The following is a 22,135-nucleotide window of genomic DNA, read 5'->3' as shown; positions in this document are numbered from 1 at the left end:
TAGCGTCGAGCCCTTTTTCGCAAGGAGATACCCTATGAAGCGTTCCGCTCTTGCTGGCTTGTTCATTACCGCTGCGATGATGGCCGCCCCTGTGTTTGCAGCCGGTGACAAAGACCTCTGCCAGATCAACCTGGACAAAATCAACAACGGTAAAGCGCTGCTCGCCACCGACACCAGCGGTAAAAGCGGCGAGATTGACACGGCGGTCTCCCAGGCAAAGGCTGCCCACGCGGCCGGCGATGACAAGAAGTGCATCGAGATCACCTCCAAAGCCATCCAGGATTTGCAGAACAGCGAGAAAGGCGGCCAATAAGCCCTTTACTCGTTGGCGGCCAACCTTCGGGTTGGCCTTCCGCGAACGTTTGGCGTACACTGCACAGGCTTGTCACTCACTATGAAACAACGAGTTACAAGCACGGGGCCGTTTAGGATTCGACGCCGGTCGCGAAACTTTAGGTGCATGCCGAGTTGGTAACAGAACTCGTAAATCCACTGTTGCAACTTCTTATAGTTGCCAATGACGAAAACTACGGCCAGGAATTCGCTCTCGCTGCGTAAGCAGCCTTAGCCCTGAGCTTCTGGTACCTTCGGGTCCAGCAATCACCAGGGGATGTCTGTAAACCCAAAGTGATTGTCATATAGAACAGAATCGCCGTGCAGTACGTTGTGGACGAAGCGGCTAAAACTTACACAACTCGCCCAAAGCACCCTGCCCTTCGGGTCGCTGAGGGTTAACTTAATAGAAACGGCTACGCATGTAGTACCGACAGCGGAGTACTGGCGGACGGGGGTTCAAATCCCCCCGGCTCCACCAATTCGAAGCATCGACAGAACCCGCCTAGTGCGGGTTTTGTTGTTTCTGGGGTTTGGAAAACCCGGCCGGTGGGCCTTCGGATATTTCCTTCAAGATGTCGCGCCGTTGGTGAACTGGCGCAGCCCCCACCACAACGCTAACGTTCCCCCGTCGCTGCCTATCAGCGACCGGCTTTGACAGGCCGAAAAGTGTAACCTTTCACACCCCTTGATTTAGCGGCATGCTTTGCATGTTCCGTCTCGTTCATGGCGGCTGTGCGTGGGGCATCTTCGGGTGCGCCGGGTTCCTACACTTCCGGTCTGTCAACCCGCGTACAGCTGCCACCCAATCCTGTTTGACAGCAGGGGGCGGTAGCTCCTTAAACAGTGTGGGAGCTTCATCATGAAAAAAATCACCCCTAATCCCCCAATAACCCTCTTCACCCTCGCCTCAGACATTCCCGCAGAAACCCTGCTGATCCAAGCCAGCGAAACCCTCGCCTCACTGAACGCCATGACCACCGACCTGGCTTTCGAGCTTGAAGGCTCGCACCGCCACAAGTTGCTCGCGGCGCAGCAACTGATCGTACTCGGCGAGCTGTTAATCAACCGCGTATTGAACACGCAGCCCTTCCACAGCGAACCGCCTCAGTCTTAAGAAACGAAAAAGGGCGAGCCGCCTCACAACGCCTCGCCCTCTAGAATCCCCCCACACTTCCCATTACCCTGACGGCCTTTATCAGACAACCGGAAGTCAGATACCCGTGCTCAAGCCCCTCGCTGTCATCGCCCTCGCCTTCACACCCTTGCTCGCCTCCGCCGCCGACCTCGCGGGCGTTTGGCAGGGCACGCTGGGCAAGTCCGCTATCACCGCCTGTTTCAACGGCGCCGATGGCGAGCATGGCAGTTATTACTACCAACGCATTCTCATGCCTATCCAACTGACCCAAGCCAGCGACAGCGCGCCGTGGGTAGAGACCGGTAACACCGGTTTCTGGAAGCTGGACAAACCTCAGGGCGATACGCTCTCAGGCGGCTGGAGCAAAACCAAGGGCGGTAGGCCGCTGCCGCTCAGCTTGCAACGCATCAGCACGGACGGCTGCGGCAGCGATGCCTACAACGCGCCCATGGAAGCCACGCCTCTACCGGTCAAGACTGAGAAGAAAAGCTTCGAAAACCACGCGTATCTGCTCAAGACTCAAGGTGCCCAGGTCACGCTCAAGCTGGAAAGTGATAGCCCGGCGATTCAGAAGATCAACCGGCAACTCGCCGCCCTGGCCGTCAACGATGAGGATCAGGTTGACTACTTTCACGAACGCCGCGAATACCTCGGCCGAAACGGCTCAGCGAATACCAGCGAAATCGAGGTCGAACCGACGTACTGGTCGTCGCAATTTATAACCGTCAAGTTTTACCGCTGGACCGCTGGCACTGGCGCCAGGGGCATCAGTTGGGGCCTGCATTCCTGGGACCTGCACACCGGCGAAAGCGTTGACCCGTGGACATGGCTCGGCACAAATCAAGAATGGTATGACGCCTATTCCGGCCACTTGAAGCTGCCGGCAACGTTCAGCACGTGGCTGGCCAAGCAAACCACCACCGACGAGGGTTGCCCCGCCGTAACCAGCTACGACACCTTCGACCTGAGTTTCAACACCCAAGGCCTGCAACTCTCCACCCGCGCCACAGGCGACGGTTGCGACAACGACTTGTCCTTCACTTGGGCGCAATTGGAACCAGTACTGACCGAGCAAGGCAAAGCGGCGTTACCCAGCTTGAAACTGCCCTGAGCAGCGGGTTTGGCCGCCTTACAAAAACCCCACATTCGTTCACGAAATGTTAAGAAACGGATACATATACTGACCGATCAACATGGCCGCTCCCCCGAGCGGTCCCCTGCTCGGTAGCCAGAATCCATGACGCGCCCCGTTCCTCTGCTGCTCCTTCTCGTTGCTGTGTTGTTCTTCTTTGCCCTGGGCAGCCATGAGCTGCAAGGCTCCACCGAAGCCCGTGTCGCCGGCATAGCCATGGCCATGCACCTGGACAATGACTGGGTCATCCCCCGCCTGTTTCGCGAGCCCTTCCTGGAAAAACCGCCACTGAGCCTGTGGCTGGACGCCGGTGCGATTCGCCTGTTTGGCGCAACCACCGGGGCCGTACGCCTGGCGTCGGCGTTTGCCGGGCTGTTCAGTGTGATGCTGTTTTACGCAATGCTGCGCAGGTTCGGGCGGCCGAAAAACATGGCGTTCTGCGCTGCGCTGATCCTGGCGACCATGGCCAGCTACTGGGGCAATGTGCGCGGCGTGGGTGAAGACTCACTGCTGAGCCTCGGCGTGACCACGGCGCTGTTGGCGTTCTACCAGGCCGTGCGGCCCGAGCGTGAAGGCTCCAGTGTCTGGGCCTGGGCGTTGTTTACGCTCGGGATGGTCATTGCGACCTTGAGCAAAGGTGTACTGGGCCTGGCGATGCCGGGGATTGTGATCTTTGTGTACCTGGCCAGCACCAGCATCATCGACAAACGCCTGCGCATCGGCGACTGGCTCAAGCCCGCGCTGTTCACGCTGCTGGCGCTGGTACCGCTGCTGATCTGGCTGGGATTCCTGTTCCAGCGCGGCGGCATGCAAGCCGTGGCCGAGGTGTTGTGGACCAACAGCGTCGGGCGTTTCAGCGGCTCGTTTGTCGAGGCCGGGCATTACGAGCCGTTTTACTACTACATCGCCAAACTGCCCGAAGCCTTCCTGCCGTGGAACATCCTGGTGTACCTGGGCCTGTGGCACTTCCGTAAAAGCCTGGTACAAAACCGCTACCGCCTGTTTTTCAGCGTGTGGCTGGTGGCGCAGTTCACCCTGTTGACGCTGGCGTCGAGCAAGCGCGTGGTTTACCTGATGGCGCTGACACCCGCCGCTGCGGTGCTTGCTGCGGAGTACGCGGGAGTGGTGTTGGAGTGGCTCAAAGCGAACAAGCCGGCGCTGTACCGTTATCACCGTGGCGTGATCGGCGGGGTGTTCACGTTGGCGATCGCCTGTTACCTGACAGCCGCGTTCTGGTTTGCGCCCAAAGCCGACGTGCGCCAGTCGTTCGTGCCGGTGATCAGCCAGGTTCAGGCTTATCAAGCCCAAGGCAAGCAAGTGGTGTTGTTCCAGCCCAACGAGCGCATCGCCGGGGCCAGCGTGTTCTATCTGCAGGCCTACTTGCCGATCCTGCAAACCGAAGCTGAGCTGCGCAGCTATCTTGCGGCCAAACCCGGCAACGTGGCGTTGCTGGATCGCACCGAGCAACTGAGCGAGAAGGTCACGGCCATCAAGGAAATGTCGATCAACCGCCAGCCTTACTTCTTCGTCGAGCAGTAAGGCCGGCGCTGGGCATCAATGCTTGGTGAGCTTGTCCAGGTAACCCATGGCAAACGCCGAGACCACGAAGGTCATGTGGATGATCACGTACCACATCAAATGCTGCGGATCGACGTTCTTGGCGTCCATGAAGATGCGCAGCAGGTGGATCGACGAAATCGCCACGATGGAGGCGGCCACTTTCATCTTCAGCGATGAAGAGTCCATGGTGCCCAGCCAGTTGAGCTTTTCCTTGTTCTCATCGATATCCAGCTGCGAGACGAAGTTCTCGTAGCCGGAAATCATCACCATCACCAGCAAGCCGCCCACCAGGGCCATGTCGATCAACGACAGCAGCAGCAGGATCACTTCCGACTCCAACATGGTGAAGATGTTAGGCAGGACGTGGATGATTTCCTGGAAGAACTTCAGCGCCAGAATCAGCAAGCCCAGGGAAAGCCCCAAGTAGATCGGCGCCAGCAGCCAGCGTGAGGCGTACATAGTATTTTCGATAAAGCGTTCCATTGGATCTCACACAGCTATGCTAAAAATGGCCGCGAGTATACCAGCCGCGTCCAAACACCTGTAACCGCGAGAAAACTGACCTGGGCGGCATCTGTAAGAGAATTTTTCTGCTAGTGTCGAGCCCATCAAATCAGCTCAATGCTGTGGAACAGGAAAACTCAGATGATGGATGTGCGATCCCCTTTGGCCTCTTTCGGCCTGTGTGCGGTGTTGCTGATGGCCGGCGGCTGCTCCCCCAAAGAAGAGCAGAAGCAGGCGACCCTCGAAGAGAAAACCGCGAAATTCGAGCAATCGCTGGACAGCATTCAAGACCCCAAACTGCGCGATGCCATCGCCGACCTTGGCGGCTCGCTGCTGTTGCTGGAACGGGCGCGAACCAAGCTGGCCACCAAGCCCATCGAAGCCGAATACGGCGAAGACACCCTGGCCCTGCTCAAGCACTACCCCACGCCCCAAGCCTTGGTCGACACCTACATCAACGGCCTGTTCGTGCTGCGCAAAGCCTCGCACTCCGACTACTTGACCGACTTGCAGCCGGTGTTTCCGTTCAACTTCAACACCCCGGACCAATTCCCCTTCCCCCACGGCCTGGAATGGCAGTCGGTGACGTTGAGCAACAACAAAGTCATCCCTTTCCAGCCGGAATGGTCGGAAACCGATCCGGGCATCCAGCTAAGCCCCAGCAGCTCCAACCTGACCAACCCCGATGACCTGACGGTGACGTACCCGTTCATCGAAGGCGTGGAGACCGAGAACAAAAGCCAGCCACAGCCCGTCAGCCTCAAGGGCGCGGTGGAGGTGGTGGCGCCGGGCAAGGTGTTGACCTTCGACTTGACGAAAAAGGACGTGGGCCACAAGCGCACCGAGGGCAATATCACCCTCAACCTGCTGCTGCTTGAGAAAAACTACGCCGAGATCGAGCTGACCAACAGCGCGCCACTGGCGCCGGAAGTCGGCGACGAATCGCCGAACCCATTGCTGGTGCAAGCGCGCGACAGCACCGGGCAATTTCTTACCCGCTCGGGCTCGATCAACGAAAACGCCGCGCAAGTGGCGTTCTACGAAAAACAATTGGCCGAGATGCAAAAGCAGACGGCTTGGTCGGACGCCTTTGAAAAGCAACTGACAGACGAGCAAAAAGCCTTCGAACACAAACAGACCAGCCATTACGCCAAGGTGTACTTCAATGGCCTGATCGAAAACCTGCAAGTCAACGTGCTGGATTTTTCCAAGGCCACGCTCACCCGCAAAGACCTCGACCTGCCGGTGCTGCGCTTCGACAAGAACAGCCTGCAGAGCACCGTGCAAGCCTTGCCGATGCCGGTCACGGTGTATGACGACAGCGCGCCGAGCTGGCTCAAGGGCGCGTCAATGACCGAGGAGCAGTTGAAAAACAGCGTCACCATCAGTCAATCGACCGAAGACGCCAGCGCCGCGAAGATCGTGTTTGACCACCCGTTCACGTTCAACGACGACCTGGTCGGCGCCGAGCGCAACAACAGCGATGCGCCGATCACCTTCTTCACCGCGGACGACAAAGGCGAACGCGGCGAGCCCATCGAGCTGCCGACCGAAGCCTTTGAGATGAATGCAGGCAGCGGCACGCTCACCTACGACCTCAACCTGTTCCCGGAAACCCCAGCGTTCGCGGTGGGTTCGGTGCCGCTGTTCCTGGCCACCATCGAGAAAGCCACGATTGATATCGCCAAGCTGCCCAAGGGCCTGTCGCTCAAGGACAACGCGCTGATCGTCGATCAAAAGAAATTCCCCGCCGACAGCTGGCGCTTCTACGCCAAGGATGCCAGTGGCAACTACCTCAAGGAAATCCTCAGCGTCAGCCACCGCGCCGAGGAATACGGCACAGCGCTGTTTGACGTGCATTATTTCTACGGCCAGCCGACCACACTGGAAAGCTACCAGCGCACCGACCTCGACACCGTGCAATACGGCTTTGAGGTCAAGCTGGACAAGCCCGAGAGCAAATAACCCCTCACGACCGATCGTTCCCACGCTCTGCGTGGGAACACATCCCGTGATGCTCCGCGTCACCCCGCGCAAGGCTGGAGCCGCACGCAGAGCGTCGAGGGCGGCGTTACCACGCAGAGCGTGGGAACGATCATTCACAAGGCCAGGCGCTCATGTCCGCCATTGAGTTGTCGCAGATGGGCTTGCAGGTGCAGGCACCAGATCTGCGGGTCATCCGCCAGCTCATAGCCGTGCAGCGTCAGGCTTTCGACGATGGATCCCAGAATGGTTTCTGCCACGAAAGGCCCATGAAACGGGCCTTGGGACTTGATGGTGGAAGGCTGTTCACCGGTCATTCCGGCGGCAAACAACAACGTCCACATCCCGTTATCCCCCGCAAGAGGGCGAATGGAGCATTCGATACGGGTGACCAGGCCCAGGCATTGGCGGGTAAGGCAAAGGTTGCGCGGCATGGCGGCGACCCTCGGTAGATCGGTGTTCAGCCTCAATCACACGGCGAGGCTGTCTCTATCCTGCGACTCCTGTGGATATCCTTAAAACTCAGAATAGAAGAAAACCAGTACAAACCAAGGTTGTAGGGACCAACGGGCGTTGGTCCCGGAAATGGGAGTCAATTTTGTGACGAAACACAGTCGATTCAATGTGGGAGCTGGCTTGCCTGCGATGACTGACTCATAGCCGACACATCTGCTGGCTGACCCACCGCTATCGCAGGCAAGCCAGCTCCCACAAGATCAGGTTGGCTTGGCTTCGGCCAGCGCCTGCTGCGCCAACTCCTTCTCGGCCTCCTTCAGATCATCCTCGCTGATCATCTCGGCAATCGCGCGCAAACGCTCGACCACGCGCGCATTCACGCTGCCTTCGGGAAATTGCCCTTCTTCGTCCGGCTCACCCGCAGGCTCACCGACCAACAAGCTCAACGCCTCATCCGCCTGACGCACGGCATAGATGTGGAACTGCCCGTTGCGCACGGCCTGCAGCACCTTCTCGTCGAGCATCAGCGTGGCGACGTTGGCCTGCGGAATGATCGCGCCTTGCTCACCGGTCAACCCGCGCGCTTCGCAGAGGCGGAAGAAGCCTTCGATCTTCTCGTTGACCCCGCCCACCGCCTGCACTTCACCGAACTGGTTGATCGAGCCGGTGATGGCAAAGCACTGCTTGAGCGGCGTCTTCGACAAGGCCGAAATCAAGGTGCATGCCTCGCCCAGGGACGCACTGTCGCCGTCCACGTACCCGTAGGACTGCTCCAGCGCGATACTCGCCGAAATCGCCAACGGGAATTCCTGGGCATAGCGGCTACCGAGGTAACCGGTGAGGATCATCACACCCTTGGAGTGGATCGGCTGGCCGAGGTTAACCTCGCGCTCGATGTCGACAATGCCGCTGCCGCCCGGGTATACCGTGGCGGAAATCCGCGCCGGCACGCCGAACGCCGAATCACCCACCTCCAGCACTGTCAGCCCGTTGCACTTGCCGACCGCCGCACCGGCGGTATCAATCAGGATCACCCCGGCGAGCATGTCGTCGAGAATCCGCGCCGATACGCGACCTGTGCGCGTGGCCTTGGCCTTGAGCGCGCGCTCGATATGGCCGGCATCGGTCATCTCATCACCCGCCAGGTGGCGGATAAAGTCCGCCTCGCTGACCAGTTGAAACAGGTCGCCGATGCGCGCCGACAAACGCCCCTGGTGTTCAGCCAAACGTGCGCTGTAAGTCGCCAGCCGCGCGACCGCGTCCGACGTCAGCGGCGCCATGCCTTCTTCCGAGGTGCGGGTTTTGAGTAACTGGGCGAACTGCTCCAGGCTTTCGTCGACCATCGGGATGTCTTCGTCGAAGTCCACCAGGACGCGGAACATCTCCTGGAAGTCCGGATCGGCGTCTTGCAACGCGTAGTACAGCTGGCGCGAACCGATGATGATCACCTTGACCTGCAACGGAATCATTTGCGGGTTAAGCGTCACGGTGGCCAGGCGGCCCAGCTCGCCCAGCGGCGATTCCATCTTCAGCTTGCGCGACTGCAAGGAACGCTTGAGGGCGTCCCACACAAACGGCTCGCCGAGCATTTTTTCGGCTTCCAGAATCAGGAAACCGCCGTTGGCACGGTGCAAAGCGCCCGGGCGCAACTGGCGATAGGTGGTGTACAACGCGCCCTGGTCGGTGCTGTATTCGATACGGCCGAACAGGTTGTCGTAAGTCGGGTGCGGCTCAAACACCACCGGCGCTCCGCCGTTGACCGGATGGCCGACCACCAGGCTCGGGCAGTATTGCTCTTCGAGCAGCTTGCGCGCCTGGGCGTCGGTCTTGGCGTCGTCCACCAATTGCTCGACCACGGTTTTGAGCAGGTACACCTGCATGGCTTGCAGGTAACCGCAGACAGCGGCGTTTTCCGCGTACTTTTCCGACAGCGGCGCCAGCAATGGCTGCAGGGCCAGGGTGATGGTTTCTTCGTTGAATTGGCGCAGTTGGTTGTTCGACTCGCGCTTCCACTGCGGCAGGCTGGCCAACTCTTCGTTGAGGCGCTCTTCCAGCTCGGAAATATCCGTGTGGAAGCGCTCGCGATCAGCCTCCGGCAGCTGCGAGAACTCCGCTTCGTCCAGCGCCTTGCCGTCGAGCATCGGCGTGAACGCGATGTTGGAGCTGTCGCGGTACAGCGCCACGTCTTTTTCCAGGGCCAGGCGTTCGATCACGTCCAAGGCCTTGTCGTAACGCTGGTTGAAGGCGCGGTCGATGGCGCTTTTGCGCTGTTGATAAGTCGGGTGTTCGAACACCGCCGGGAACGTGGCGACGAGGTTATCGACCAAAGCGTTGATATCGGCGATGAACGCCGCCGCGCCGCCGCCCGGCAATTCCAGGGCACGCGGCTCGCGCGGCTCATCAAAATTATTCACGTAGACCCAGTCCGCCGGGGTCTGCAGGCGTTTGCCTTCGGCCTTCAGGTAGCGTTTTACGAACGAAAAGCGGCCGGTTCCCGGCTCGCCCATGACAAACACGTTGTAACCGGGGCGTGGCATGGCCACACCGAACTGCAAGGCTTCAACCGCACGTTCCTGGCCAAGCACACCGCGAAAGGGCTCCAAATCATTGGTGGTCGAGAAGCTGAACTGTTCAGCGGAGAAAGGGCGAGTCAGCGCTTCGGGCGCTAGACGCAAGCTGGCAGCAACAGGATCAGGCATCGGGCTTCCTTACATCAGGCGGGGCAGATGACGGCATTCTGGCTCCCGGTTACGCGCTCTGGCAAGGCGCGACTTTGGGAAAGCATAGCCAGGGGATGGGTCTTACAAAAAAATAGCGGCGGCTGTTTGCAAAAACACTGTTTGTTTTATAAAAAATCACGGAACCCCAGGAACCTGCCTAAACTCCAAACTGCGCGGGTTGGACTAATAACTGGCCCCTAGGGCGCTATGAAGTGCCTGAACCCTTGTCCATTGGTTTTGCACACAAAGAGAACAAAGCTATGAAACGGATCCTTCTTGGTACTCTCTTCACCGTCGTCTCCCTCAATGCAATGGCTGAAGCACCCGGTGGCCCGAACTGCGGTTGGGGCAACATGTTGTTCGAAGGCCAGCGCGGTACTCCTGCGCACTTCCTCGCTTCCACCACCAACGGTACCTCCGGTAACGCCACCTTCGGCATGACCTCGGGCACCAACGGTTGCAGCACCAACAGCGCCCTGACCTACGGCGGCAAGTCCTGGATTGCCATGAATGGCATGATGAACGAGCTGTCCGAAGACATGGCCAAAGGCAACGGCGAAGCACTGACCACCTACGCGGTGGTACTGGGCGTTGCACCGGAAGATCGCGAGCACTTCGCTGCCGTGACTCACGAGCACTTCCAGCAGATCTTCAGCAAAGCTGACGTGACCGCTGACGACGTGCACAACAACACCCTGGCTGTACTGAAAAGTGATGCCCGCCTGGCGAAATACGCTACCCAGGCTTAAGCTCGACCCGCCCGCGCCTTTCGAGGCGCGGGTTTTATTTTGGACCCGCCTCCCCTTTGGGTCTCACTATTCCCGACTTAAGTTGCCCCTATGCTCAAACGCTTTGCCTGGTTGGCACTCTTCGCCTGCGCCCCGCTGTATGCGGCCCCGCATATTGATGATCAACGTTTGCAGCAATTGGCCAACGATCCGTTCTGGCTGTCTTTGGGCCATTACGAAGCCGGCAAGCTCAAAGGCTGGCGCAGCTATGTCAGCGACAAGAAATTCTTCCTCGCCGCCGATGGCGCACATCATCCGGACCAGGAACTGAAAGCCACCGTTGACGCGCTGTATGCCCCCGCCAGCCTCGGTGAAAAACACGCCCAATGCGTTTACCCCGCACGCACCCGCTGGCTCAAGGATCAGCTGCAACTGACCGACCTGCCCGCCGTGGACTGCAAAGAATTCAAGCAATGGTTCAAGGACGTCGCGCCCCATAGCGCGGTGATGATCTTCCCGGCGGCGTACCTCAACAGCCCGTCGTCGATGTTCGGCCACACCCTGCTGCGCATCGACCAGGCTGACGTGCAGAGAGACAAGACCGCCCTGCTCAGCTACGCGATCAACTTCGGCGCCTACATTGAAGGCTCCGACAACAGCATTCTCTACGCCTGGAAAGGCCTGATGGGCGGCTACCCCGGCCTGTTCGCGCTGGTGCCGTATCAGGAAAAACTCTCGGAATACCGTAGCCTCGAGAACCGCGACCTTTGGGAATACCGCCTGAATCTCACCCAAGTCGAGACCGAGCGCATGGTCGAGCACGTGTGGGAGCTCAAGCAGATCCAGTTCGACTACTTCTTTTTCGACGAAAACTGCTCCTACCGCCTGCTCGAACTCCTGCAAGTGGCGCGCCCGAGCCTGCGCCTGACCGAGCAATTCCCACTGACCGCCATTCCGACCGACACCGTGAAAGCGGTGAAAGAAGCTGGCCTGGTGGAGAAAATCGACTATCGCCCGTCCCGTGAACGCGAGTTGCTGGAACGCGCCAAGCCGTTGGATAGCGATGAGCAACAATGGGTGCTGAAAATCAGCGATGACCAGAAGCAATTGCAGGAGCCGGCCTTCAAAGCCCTGCCCCGCGACCGTCAGGCGCTGATTATCGACGCGGCCTATCGCCTTGGTCGCTACCGCGCCAACGGCCTGGAGCGCGACACCGAACGCTCGCAACGCAGCTTCGAACTGCTGCGCGCAATTAACCAGAACCCTGCGCCGGACCTGCAAATCGAACGCCCCGGCTTGCCCGAAGACGGCCATGAATCGCGCACCTGGCAAGCCGGCATCGGCACCCGCGGCAGCAAAACCTTCGGCGAGTACGGCCTGCGCATGGCCTACCACGACCTCAACGACAACGCCGAAGGCTTCCCGCTGGGCGCGCAGATTGAAATTTTGCAGATGAAACTGCGCCAGTACGAAGGCAACCACTGGCAACTGCAACAACTGGACCTGGCCACCATCCGCTCCCTGACCCCGCGTAACGCGCTGTTGCAACCGTGGTCATGGCAAGTGACCGGCGGCCTGGAACGCGTGCCGGGCAAACACGACGACGAAACCCTGGTCGCCCACGTCAACGGCGGCGCCGGTGGCACCTGGCAACTCACCGACGACATGCTCGGCTTCGCCCTCGGCACCGTGCGCGTGGAACACAACAACGACTTCAGCGAAGCCATTTCACCGGCTGCCGGGTTCAATACTGGTGTGCTGTGGAAAAACCCGTTGGGGAATTTGAGCCTGGAAGCCAAGGGCGACTTCTTCACCAATGGCGAAGTGCGGCGCAGTGTCAGCTTGAACCAGCAGTGGGAGTTGTCGCGCAACCTCGGGCTACGCCTGAGCGCCCAGCGCGAGTACAGCCATTTGTCGACACCGGTGAATGAAGTGCTGCTGGAAGTGAAGTGGTATCACTACTGACCAAAACGATACAAAGATGAAATCGGACGCAGAGCGTCCACGGCGGCATTCCCACGCAGAGCGTGGGAACGATCAGTGCCGGTGTATCAGTCACTGATTTCCCGCAGCCCCACCGCCATCGCAGGCAAGCCAGCTCCCACACTGGTTTGTGCCTGGCCATCGTTCAAATGTGGGAGCCGGGCTTGCCCGCGATAGCGGTCGTCCAGGCAATGATGTATTGATTGACCCACCGCCTTCGCGAGCAAGCCCGCTCCCACATTTATTTTGCAGAGTACTCGCTACAGTGTTCGCTTAGGCGCTCGGGGTCATCGCTTGGGTCAGGTCATCCACCACGGCCTTGCCCATTTCACATAGATAATGCGCGGCCCAGGCGTATTGCTCGCCGCGCACGTCCATGGCGGCTTCCATGGCGAGTTTCTTGGAGTAAAAAAGCAGGGTGGAGGCGTGCTCCAGGGCTTGCTCTATCGGCATGCCGGCGTTGACGCGGAACAGTGGTTTTTGATTTTCGCCGTAGTCGCCGAAGGTGACGACGCCGAGGGTGGTGATTGAGGACAGGGGTGGATCGGGGACGACTTTAGACATGGTGTACCTCTAAGTGAAATAAAGGACCACCGCAGAACGTCGCTAAACATAATGGGGTGGCAGCTGTACGCAGGTTAGCGAACCGGTCACCTAGACACCCGGCAGATCCGAAGATCTCCCGCGCACAGCCGCCATAACACGGTATCAACAGGTTTAAAAAAAGCCTGCCAAGTGTGTAAAGAGGATGAGTCTCGATGGTTCGGGTCGCTAAACCCGGTCGCTGTTTTTACAGCGAAGCCAGGAGACTAGTGACCCAAACCCTAAGACACAATAGCCCAAGGATTCTCTAGGAAACGTCCTGCAATTTAAAGAGAATCGTCGTTGATGGCCCTTTAATAGATCGTTCCCACGCTCCGCGTGGGCACGCATCCTGTGACGCTCCGCGTCACGACCTTAAAGCGGACGCAGAGCGTCCTTGGCTGCATTCCCACGCAGAGCGTGGGAACGAGCACTCGTCGTTGATGGCCCTTTAACCCAACACCTTTCTCACCTCGCTTTCACGCCTCCCCGACAATTCCCTGACTAGACTCCTTTCATCAGCCGTGAAACGGCCAGGGAGTACGCCATGTGGCGGTCTGCGTTAATGCTGTGCGCGGTAGTGTGGTTGGCGGGTTGCCAATCAACCCATCAGGAGTTGCTGGCCAAAGGTTATCCACCGGCCTTTGCCGATGGCTTTGATGACGGTTGCAGCAGCGGTCGCCAGGCTGCTGGTGTGATCAGCGGGGAGTTTCGCAAGAACGTGCCGCGTTATCTGAAGGACCGCGAGTACGCCGAAGGCTGGGAAGATGGCTTTCGCCAGTGTAAGGCGATGCGCGAAAACGAAGAATTGCGCGACTACAAAGACAATCACTGGGACGACCGCGAACGCGCCTGGCAACAGGAGAAGGACCGCGACGCCGCCAGGGCTTATCGCTCGCAATAGGTCTCTGATCGTTCCCACGGTCCCCGGGGGAACGATCGCGCGGCGACCATGGCCCAAACTCCATAGAGGGAGAATGTCATGAGCCGAGCTTTTGTTAACGAGGACAACGCCGCCGCCCAGGCCGACCAACCGGTGGAGCGACAGGTCAGTGAGCAACCCAATCACCTGACTGCGCAAGGGTTGGCGCAATTGCAGGCCAAGGTCGCGCAGTTGCAGCAGGAATACAGCGTCGAGTCCGCCAAGGACGACAAGCAGCGTCAGGCGGATCTTGAGCGGGATTTGCGCTACTTCAACCAGCGGGTGCAAAGCGCGCAAGTGGTGGCGCCGGCCACTTCCACCGAAAAGGTGCAGATCGGTAGCTGGGTGACTTTTGCCAACGAACAGGACGAACAGCAGCGCATTCAATTGGTCGGTGAAGACCAGGCCGACGCCAGCGCCAACCTGATCAACTGGGGTTCGCCGCTGGGCCGTGCATTGCTGGGCGCCGAGGTCGGCGACGAGGTGCTGTGGAAGCGCCCCGTCGGCGATCAGTTGATCGAAGTGCTGCGCGTGGAGCCCGAGGCTTAGACGATGCCCTGGGCCAGCATCGCGTCGGCGACTTTCACGAAGCCCGCGATGTTCGCGCCCTTCACGTAATTGACCCGGCCATTTTCTTCGCCATAGTGCACGCACGCGTGGTGGATCGACTGCATGATTGCGTGCAATTTGCTGTCGACTTCGCCTGCGGTCCACAGCAGGCGCATGGCGTTTTGCGACATCTCCAAGCCACTTACGGCCACGCCGCCCGCATTGGAGGCCTTGCCCGGCGCAAACAGAATGCCCGCCTCGATGAAGATATCCACAGCCTCCAAAGTGGTCGGCATGTTGGCGCCTTCGGCGACGCACATACAGCCGTTGCGCAACAGCGTGCGGGCGGCCTCGCCGTCGAGTTCGTTCTGCGTCGCACAGGGCAAGGCGATGTCGCAGGCCAGTTCCCAGGGCGTTTTACCGGCGCGAAATTCCAGCCCGTAACGGGAAGCCAATTCACTGATGCGCCCGCGCTGTACGTTTTTCAGCTCCAGCAGCGCCGACCATTGCTCCTCGGTCAAACCGCTTTCGGCGTACAGGGTGCCTTCGGAGTCGGACAGGGAAATCACCTTGCCACCCAGGTCCATGACCTTGCGCGCCGCGTATTGCGCGACGTTACCGGAGCCGGAGACCGCCACGCGCTTGCCTTCAACTCGCTGGCCGTTGCGCTTGAGCATTTCTTCGGCGAAGTACACACAGCCGAAACCCGTAGCCTCGGGGCGGATCAGGCTGCCGCCGTAGGTCATGCCTTTGCCGGTCAGCACCGAGGTGAACTGGTTGCTGAGGCGCTTGTACTGGCCAAACAGGAAGCCGATTTCACGCGCGCCCACGCCGATATCGCCGGCCGGCACGTCCACGTCGGCGCCGATGTGGCGGTACAGCTCACTCATAAAGGCCTGGCAGAAACGCATCACTTCGGCGTCGCTTTTGCCCTTGGGGTCGAAGTCCGAGCCGCCTTTGCCGCCGCCCATGGGCAGCGAGGTCAGGGAGTTCTTGAAGGTCTGTTCGAAGGCGAGGAATTTCAGCACGCCCAGGTTCACCGACGGGTGAAAGCGCAAGCCGCCTTTGTAGGGGCCGATGGCGCTGTTCATCTGGATACGGAAGCCACGATTGACCTGGACCTTGCCGTGATCATCCACCCACGACACCCGAAAGGTAATCGCACGCTCCGGCTCGCAGATGCGCTCCAGAATGCCCGAGCTCAGGTAGTGCGGGTTGGCTTCAAGAAACGGCCACAGGCTGCGCAGGACTTCTTCTACGGCCTGGTGGAATTCCGGTTGGTCGGGGTCGCGTTTCTTGAGGCGGGAAAGGAAGGATTCGACAGATTCGATCATGGAAACGTCTCGGCAAATTGATTGTTTTTAAGGGAGATTGAGCCGGACCTTAGCAATTCATGTTGCACCTGAAAAGCGCAAAATGTCGCCTTTGTGAATTTAAATGGTGCATTGGATATAAATAAGTGGGCTTATTTGCACCAGGAAAGGGATTTCAACTGAGGGAATGCACCAGCAGTTAAACCGCTATCGCAGGCAAGCCAGCTCCCACATTTGACATGTGTTCACCGATCAACAGGTGGGAGCTGGCTTGTGTGGGAGCTGGCTTGCCTGCGATGAATACAACGCGGTCCCCCTGAATCACACACAAAAAAAAACGGAGCCCGAAGGCTCCGCTCTTTCCAACCAGCCCAAATCAGGCCAGTTTTTTGTGCCGTACACGATGCGGCTGGGCTGCTGCTTCGCCCAAGCGCTTTTTACGGTCCGCTTCGTACTCGGTGTAGTTACCTTCGAAGAACACCGCTTGCGAGTCGTCTTCGTACGCCAGGATGTGGGTCGCGACGCGGTCAAGGAACCACCGATCGTGAGAGATCACAATGGCGGCGCCCGGGAAGTCCAGCAGGGCTTCTTCCAGGGAACGCAGGGTTTCAACGTCGAGGTCGTTGGACGGTTCGTCGAGCAGCAACACGTTGCCGCCTTCTTTCAAGGTCAGGGCCAGGTGCAAGCGACCGCGCTCACCACCGGACAGGTCCTTGACGAACTTCTGCTGATCGCCGCCTTTGAAGTTGAAACGGCCGACGTAGGTGCGCGACGGGATTTCATAGTTGCCGATGCGAATCTGGTCGGAACCGTCGGAGATTTGCTGGAACACAGTCTTGCTGCCGTCCAGGTCTTCACGGCTCTGATCAACGCAAGCAAGCTGCACGGTTTCGCCGACTTCGATAGTGCCCGAATCCGGCGTTTCCTTGCCCATCAGCATGCGGAACAGGGTGGATTTACCCGCACCGTTACCGCCGATAACGCCGACGATCGCGCCTTTTGGCATCGAGAACGACAGGTTGTCGATCAGCACGCGGTCGCCATAACCTTTGGTGACGTTCTTGAACTCGATGACCTTGTCACCCAGGCGTGGGCCGGCCGGGATGTAGATCTCGTTGGTTTCGCTGCGCTTCTGGAATTCCTGCGACTGCATTTCTTCGAAGCGTTGCAGACGTGCCTTGGATTTGGACTGGCGGGCCTTGGCGCCTTTGCGCACCCACTCCAGTTCTTCCTTCATGGCTTTTTCGTGGGCCGATTGCTGCTTGGATTCAGCGGCCAGACGGTCGGACTTGGCTTCCAGCCAACCGGAGTAGTTGCCCTCGTAAGGGATACCGGCGCCACGGTCGAGCTCGAGGATCCAGCCGGCGACGTTGTCCAGGAAGTACCGGTCGTGCGTGATCGCAACCACGGTGCCCGGGAAATCGTGAAGGAAGTGTTCCAGCCAGGCGACGGAATCGGCGTCCAAGTGGTTGGTTGGTTCGTCGAGCAGCAGCATGTCGGGGGCCGACAGCAGCAGGCGGCACAGGGCCACCCGACGCTTTTCACCACCGGAGAGGAATTCGACCTTGGCGTCCCACGCCGGCAGGCGCAGCGCATCGGCGGCGACTTCCAACTGGCGCTCCAGGTTGTGACCGTCGCCGGCCTGCAAGATGGCTTCGAGCTTGGCCTGTTCGGCGGCCAGCTTGTCGAAGTCGGCATCCGGTTCGGCGTAGGCAGCGTAGACCTCGTCAAGGCGCGCCTGGGCGTCCTTGATGACGCTGACAGCCTCTTCGACCACTTCACGCACGGTCTTGGTCGGGTCCAGGATCGGCTCTTGCGGCAGGTAGCCGATGTTCAGTTCCGGCATCGGGCGGGCTTCGCCTTCGAACTCGGTGTCGACGCCAGCCATGATTTTCAGCAGCGTGGACTTACCCGAACCGTTGAGGCCGAGCACGCCGATCTTGGCGCCGGGGAAGAAGGACAGCGAAATGTTTTTCAGGATTTCCCGCTTCGGCGGAACAACTTTTCCCAGCCGATGCATGGTGAAGACGTATTGAGCCATGGTGAACCTAGCGTCAGTGACTGATGAATTAAGCGGGCGAAGCCCGTGCAGGCCATGCGCCGCGCGGGCCGTTGACGGTGGTCAATGCCTTCGTGCGCAAAAAGCCTGAATGTCTGGGGCTGGAACGCCCCCGCGTAACCGGCAAAGCTACCTGAATGCGCTTGGTCAGTCCAGCCAGGCGGGGCTGGCACTTTGCCACAAGTCAAGGCATGCTAGCCGCCCTCCGGGCGTCCGGCTTATAGTGCACGTCGCGCGCCAGTCCAGCCAAACCGCAGGATCACAGCTTGTCCAAAGTCACGCCGCCCACTCCCCTGCGCGCCGCTCATATAGCGCCGGGAGCGCCCCTGCACGGCACCCTCAAAGGCGCATTGGCGACGCTTGTCCTGATGTTGCTCGCGTTATTGTTCTGGCAGTTGCTGGACCAACTGCAGCAAAACCAGAAAAACCAGCAGCAATACACCATCGACTACAGCGCCGACCTGGCTGAACAGATCAGCCTGAACATGGCCCTGAGCGCAAAAATCGCCCTGAATTTGCTGCCGATGGTCGAGCCACCGCGCAACGACGAACAGCAACAGGCCTTGATGCGCACCTTGCAGCGCTCGCTGCCGGAGCTGCGCAGCGTCGCCCTGCTCGCCCCCAGCGGCGCGATGATCAGCGACAGCGCCAAAGACAGCCAGGACAGCGCCTGGCTTGAAGAATTGGTGCAGCGCAGTCACTCGCAACCTTATTACCTGAGCAACAGCCCCGACGGCACCCTCATCTATTTATTGCTGCACCAGCCCAGTGGCGGCTCGCGGATGTACTGGGCGCTGCGCCTGGCGCCCAACTACCTGAGCAACCTGACCCGCCAGGACGGCCAGGGCCAGCGCCCGATGTGGGCCATCGAGAACCGCCTGAACCACCGCGTGGTCAGCCGTGACAGCGGCATGCCGGCACAATGGGCCACGGCGCTCACGCCAGACGAATTGAATAAAAGTGTGTTGGTCACGCCCCTGAGCAAAAGTGACTGGCAGTTGCGCGGGCTGTTTGACCGCAGCGCCGTGCTGGAGCAGCTGCTGCCGGCGTTTATCGGCAAATGCCTGTTGGGCCTGGCCTTCTCGCTGATCCCGGTGATCGTGCTGTTGAACATGCGCCGTCGCCAGCGCCAGGTGCATGAAGGCCGGCGGCGCTATCAGGATATTTTCGAAGGCACCGGCGTGGCGCTTTGCGTGCTCGACCTGTCGGGCCTGAAGGCGTTCTTCGACAAAGCCCACATGCAAACCCGCGAGCACTTGCAGGCCTGGCTGCACAACAACGCCCAAGAACGCCAGCAACTGCTCAAGGAATTGCGCGTCACCGAGGTCAACCAGGTGGCTGTGCGCCTGTTGAACGTCAGTTCTTGCGAGCAGGCCTGGGAGCGCCTGATCGATGACTGCCCGCGCAACGCCACGGCCATCGGCTACCAGGTATTGGAAGCGGTATTGACCCAGCAAAAACAGCTGGAACTGGAAATCCAGCTCAGCGACGTCGCCGGCAATGATCAATACCTGTGGCTGGTGATGCGCCTGCCCGAGCAGCACGATGACTTCAAGGCCGTGATCCTGAGCATCAGCGACATCACCAGCCGCAAGCTGATCGAACTGTCGCTGGTGGAGCGAGAGAGTTTCTGGTCGGACGTGGTGCGCACCGTGCCGGATCACCTGTATGTGCAGGACGTGATCAGCCAGCGGATGATTTTCAGCAACCACCATTTGGGCCACACCCTCGGTTACAACCGCGCCGAACTGCAGCAAATGGGCGAATACTTCTGGGAAATGCTGCTGCACCCCGAAGATTCCGAGTATTACCACGACTTGCGCCAGCAACAGCGCGAGGTCGGCTACACCACCCAACTGCAATGCCAACTGCGCTTTCGTCATCGCAATAACCAATGGCGGCGCTTCGATATCCGCGAGCAGGCCCTGGCCCGCGACAAGACGGCCGTGGTCACGCGGATCATCGGCGTGGCCAAGGACATCACCGACCAGATCGAAGCCAGTGAATCCCTGCGTGACAGCGAGCAACGCTACCGCATGCTGGCCGAAAGCATCAGCGACGTGATCTGCTCCACCGACAGCCAGCTTGCGCTTAATTACATCAGCCCGTCGGTCAACGCCGTGCTGGGTTACGACGTGGATTGGGTGTTCAAGAACGGCTGGCAGTCGATCATCGCCAACCCGCAACAACTGACCGGCATCTATAGCCTGGTGGAGCAAGTCAGCCGCTCGCTGGGCGACGCGACGGCGCTGAATAAGCTGCGCGATGACGTGCAGACCCAGTTGTTCCTGTTCGACTGCCTGCGCGCTGATGGCCGCAAAGTGCCGATCGAATTGCGCCTGGTGCTGGTGTGGGATGAGCACGGCGCATTTGAGGGCATCCTGGGTGTAGGCCGCGATATCAGCCAACAACGCCGCGCCGAAAAAGACCTGCGCATGGCGGCCACCGTATTCGAACACTCCACGTCAGCGATCCTCATCACTGACCCGGCGGGTTACATCGTGCAGGCCAACGAGGCATTCAGCCGAGTCAGCGGCTATGCCGTGGCGGATGTGCTCGACCAGTTGCCGAACATGCTCACTGTCGACGAACAGCAGGAAGCCCACCTGCGTTATGTGCTCAAGCAACTGCACCAGCACAGCACCTGGGAAGGCGAAGTGTGGCTGAAACGGCGCAATGGCGAGCATTACCCGGCGTGGGTCGGCATTACAGCCGTGTTCGACGATGAAGGCGACCTGGCCAGCTATGTGTGTTTCTTCAGTGATATCAGTGAGCGCAAGGCCAGCGAACAGCGCATCCACCGCCTGGCCTACTACGACGCCCTGACCCACCTGCCCAACCGCACGCTGTTCCAGGACCGCCTGCACACTGCCTTGCAGGCGGCGGAACGGCAGAAGTCGTGGGTGGTGCTGATGTTCCTCGACCTCGACCGTTTCAAGCCGATCAACGACTCCCTCGGCCACGCCGCCGGCGACCGCATGCTTAAGGAAATGGCCACGCGCCTGCTGGGCTGCGTGGCCGAAGACGATACCGTGGCGCGCATGGGCGGCGACGAGTTCACCTTGCTCCTGCAACCGCGCGTCAGCCGTGAGATGGCGCTGAATCGCGCGATCACCGTGGCCGAGCAGATTCTGGCCAGCCTGGTGAAGCCGTTTGTGCTTGAGGGCCGCGAGTTCTTCGTGACTGCAAGTATCGGCATCGCCCTGAGCCCGCAGGACGGCAACGAGCTGAGCCAACTGATGAAAAACGCCGACACCGCGATGTACCACGCCAAGGAACGCGGCAAGAACAACTTCCAGTTCTATCAGGCGGACATGAACGCCAGTGCGCTTGAACGCCTGGAGCTGGAAAGCGACTTGCGCCACGCGCTGGAGCAGAACGAATTCGTGCTGTATTACCAGCCGCAGTTCAGCGGCGATGGCAAACGTTTGACCGGCGCCGAAGCCTTGCTGCGCTGGCGCCACCCGCGCCGTGGGCTGGTGCCACCGGGGGATTTCATTCCGGTGCTGGAAGAGTTGGGGCTGGTGGTGGACGTCGGCGACTGGGTACTCAGCGAGGCCTGCCGCCAGCTCAAGACCTGGCACCAGAACAAGGTGCGCGTGCCGAAAGTCTCGGTGAACATCTCGGCGCGGCAGTTCTCGGACGGCCAGTTGGGCGAGCGTATTGCCACCATCCTGAGGGACACGGGCCTACCGCCCGCGTGCCTGGAGTTGGAGTTGACCGAAAGTATCCTGATGCGCGAGGTCAACGAAGCCCTGCAAATCCTCGCCAGCCTGAAAAACCTCGGCCTGAGCATTGCGGTGGACGACTTCGGCACGGGCTATTCGTCGCTGAACTACCTCAAGCAGTTCCCTATTGATGTGCTGAAGATCGACCGCACGTTTGTTGACGGCCTGCCGTCTGGCGAGCAGGACGCACAAATCGCCCGCGCCATTATCGCCATGGCCCACAGCCTCAACCTGGCGGTGATCGCCGAAGGCGTGGAAACCCATGAGCAGCTGGACTTCCTGCGCGAGCATGGGTGCGATGAGGTGCAGGGTTACCTGTTCGGGCGGCCGATGCCGGCGAATCGATTTGAGGCGCAGTTCAGCAATGATGCGCTGTTCATGTTCGACTGACCGCCAAGCTCAAGAGCGGACGCAGAGCGTCCAGCGCGACATTCCCACGCAGAGC

16 protein-coding genes and 1 other RNA gene are annotated in these 22,135 nt (G+C 59.8%); 11 read left to right on the top strand and 6 right to left on the bottom strand.

The genetic code is table 11. The features are described from left to right. Positions 1 to 34: 34 nt before the first annotated feature. The 5 genes from L8I05_RS23255 (at position 35) to L8I05_RS23235 (ending at position 4,142) form a co-directional block, all read left to right on the top strand. Positions 35 to 313, top strand: a complete 279-nt coding sequence (locus L8I05_RS23255) for a hypothetical protein (protein WP_159959967.1) — start codon at positions 35 to 37, stop codon at positions 311 to 313. A gap of 104 nt (positions 314 to 417) precedes the next feature. Next, positions 418 to 814: a transfer-messenger RNA gene (gene ssrA, locus L8I05_RS23250) on the top strand. 381 nt (positions 815 to 1,195) lie between these two features. After that, entirely contained in the window at positions 1,196 to 1,450 is a 255-nt protein-coding gene (locus tag L8I05_RS23245; protein ID WP_242171694.1) for a DUF6124 family protein, read from the top strand. Between the two features lie 106 nt (positions 1,451 to 1,556). Beyond that, positions 1,557 to 2,582, top strand: a complete 1,026-nt coding sequence (locus tag L8I05_RS23240) for a hypothetical protein (RefSeq protein WP_242171693.1) — start codon at positions 1,557 to 1,559, stop codon at positions 2,580 to 2,582. A gap of 126 nt (positions 2,583 to 2,708) precedes the next feature. Continuing rightward, positions 2,709 to 4,142 (top strand): glycosyltransferase family 39 protein, encoded by a 1,434-nt coding sequence (locus L8I05_RS23235; protein WP_242171692.1) that lies wholly within the window; start codon positions 2,709 to 2,711, stop codon positions 4,140 to 4,142. 15 nt (positions 4,143 to 4,157) lie between these two features. Here L8I05_RS23235 and L8I05_RS23230 read toward each other — a convergent pair whose 3' ends face one another. After that, a complete protein-coding gene (locus L8I05_RS23230) occupies positions 4,158 to 4,646 on the bottom strand; it encodes a TIGR00645 family protein (protein ID WP_017139291.1) in 489 nt (162 codons plus the stop codon). Positions 4,647 to 4,808: 162 nt separating this feature from the next. Between L8I05_RS23230 and L8I05_RS23225 the strand changes: the two genes are divergently transcribed. Beyond that, positions 4,809 to 6,632, top strand: a complete 1,824-nt coding sequence (locus L8I05_RS23225; RefSeq protein ID WP_242171691.1) for a hypothetical protein — start codon at positions 4,809 to 4,811, stop codon at positions 6,630 to 6,632. A 134-nt stretch (positions 6,633 to 6,766) separates the two neighbouring features. Here the strand turns inward: L8I05_RS23225 and L8I05_RS23220 are convergent, their stop codons facing one another. Then, positions 6,767 to 7,084, bottom strand: a complete 318-nt coding sequence (locus tag L8I05_RS23220) for a hypothetical protein (RefSeq protein WP_159960002.1) — start codon at positions 7,082 to 7,084, stop codon at positions 6,767 to 6,769. 282 nt (positions 7,085 to 7,366) lie between these two features. Then, positions 7,367 to 9,805: an ATP-binding protein gene (locus L8I05_RS23215; protein WP_177018008.1), complete on the bottom strand. Its 2,439-nt coding sequence runs from the start codon at positions 9,803 to 9,805 to the stop codon at positions 7,367 to 7,369. A 281-nt stretch (positions 9,806 to 10,086) separates the two neighbouring features. Here L8I05_RS23215 and L8I05_RS23210 point away from each other — a divergent pair, with 281 nt between their 5' ends. After that, entirely contained in the window at positions 10,087 to 10,575 is a 489-nt protein-coding gene (locus L8I05_RS23210; RefSeq protein WP_016973832.1) for a DUF3015 domain-containing protein, read from the top strand. Between the two features lie 90 nt (positions 10,576 to 10,665). Continuing rightward, positions 10,666 to 12,519: a DUF4105 domain-containing protein gene (locus tag L8I05_RS23205; protein WP_242171690.1), complete on the top strand. Its 1,854-nt coding sequence runs from the start codon at positions 10,666 to 10,668 to the stop codon at positions 12,517 to 12,519. Between the two features lie 291 nt (positions 12,520 to 12,810). On the opposite strand, the gene L8I05_RS23200 is transcribed toward L8I05_RS23205, so the two are convergent. Continuing rightward, the gene (locus tag L8I05_RS23200; protein ID WP_242171689.1) at positions 12,811 to 13,101 is read right to left on the bottom strand and encodes a DUF3077 domain-containing protein; all 291 of its coding nucleotides are present in this window, start codon (positions 13,099 to 13,101) and stop codon (positions 12,811 to 12,813) included. A 565-nt stretch (positions 13,102 to 13,666) separates the two neighbouring features. Between L8I05_RS23200 and L8I05_RS23195 the strand changes: the two genes are divergently transcribed. Continuing rightward, positions 13,667 to 14,023 carry a hypothetical protein gene (locus L8I05_RS23195; protein ID WP_242171688.1) on the top strand — a complete coding sequence of 119 codons (357 nt, stop codon included), beginning with the start codon at positions 13,667 to 13,669 and terminating at the stop codon, positions 14,021 to 14,023. Positions 14,024 to 14,101: 78 nt separating this feature from the next. After that, entirely contained in the window at positions 14,102 to 14,590 is a 489-nt protein-coding gene (locus L8I05_RS23190; protein WP_242171687.1) for a GreA/GreB family elongation factor, read from the top strand. On the opposite strand, the gene gdhA is transcribed toward L8I05_RS23190, so the two are convergent. Then, on the bottom strand, positions 14,587 to 15,924 hold the full coding sequence (gene gdhA / locus L8I05_RS23185; RefSeq protein ID WP_197626714.1) for an NADP-specific glutamate dehydrogenase: 1,338 nt from the start codon (positions 15,922 to 15,924) through the stop codon (positions 14,587 to 14,589). The two genes, L8I05_RS23190 and gdhA, sit on opposite strands and share 4 nt — an antisense overlap. Positions 15,925 to 16,279: 355 nt before the next feature. Further along, positions 16,280 to 17,944: an energy-dependent translational throttle protein EttA gene (gene ettA / locus L8I05_RS23180; protein ID WP_053137900.1), complete on the bottom strand. Its 1,665-nt coding sequence runs from the start codon at positions 17,942 to 17,944 to the stop codon at positions 16,280 to 16,282. A 284-nt stretch (positions 17,945 to 18,228) separates the two neighbouring features. On the opposite strand from ettA, the gene L8I05_RS23175 reads away from it, so the two are divergent. Continuing rightward, entirely contained in the window at positions 18,229 to 22,080 is a 3,852-nt protein-coding gene (locus L8I05_RS23175) for a bifunctional diguanylate cyclase/phosphodiesterase (RefSeq protein ID WP_277931886.1), read from the top strand. Positions 22,081 to 22,135: the final 55 nt, after the last annotated feature.

The organism is Pseudomonas sp. MONT-RG-20F-20-E-7-02, assembly GCF_022662395.1.
Taxonomy (GTDB): Bacteria; Pseudomonadota; Gammaproteobacteria; order Pseudomonadales; family Pseudomonadaceae; genus Aquipseudomonas.
Note: the sequence above shows the minus strand (reverse complement) of the source record. Positions and strands in the feature narration are given on the sequence as shown.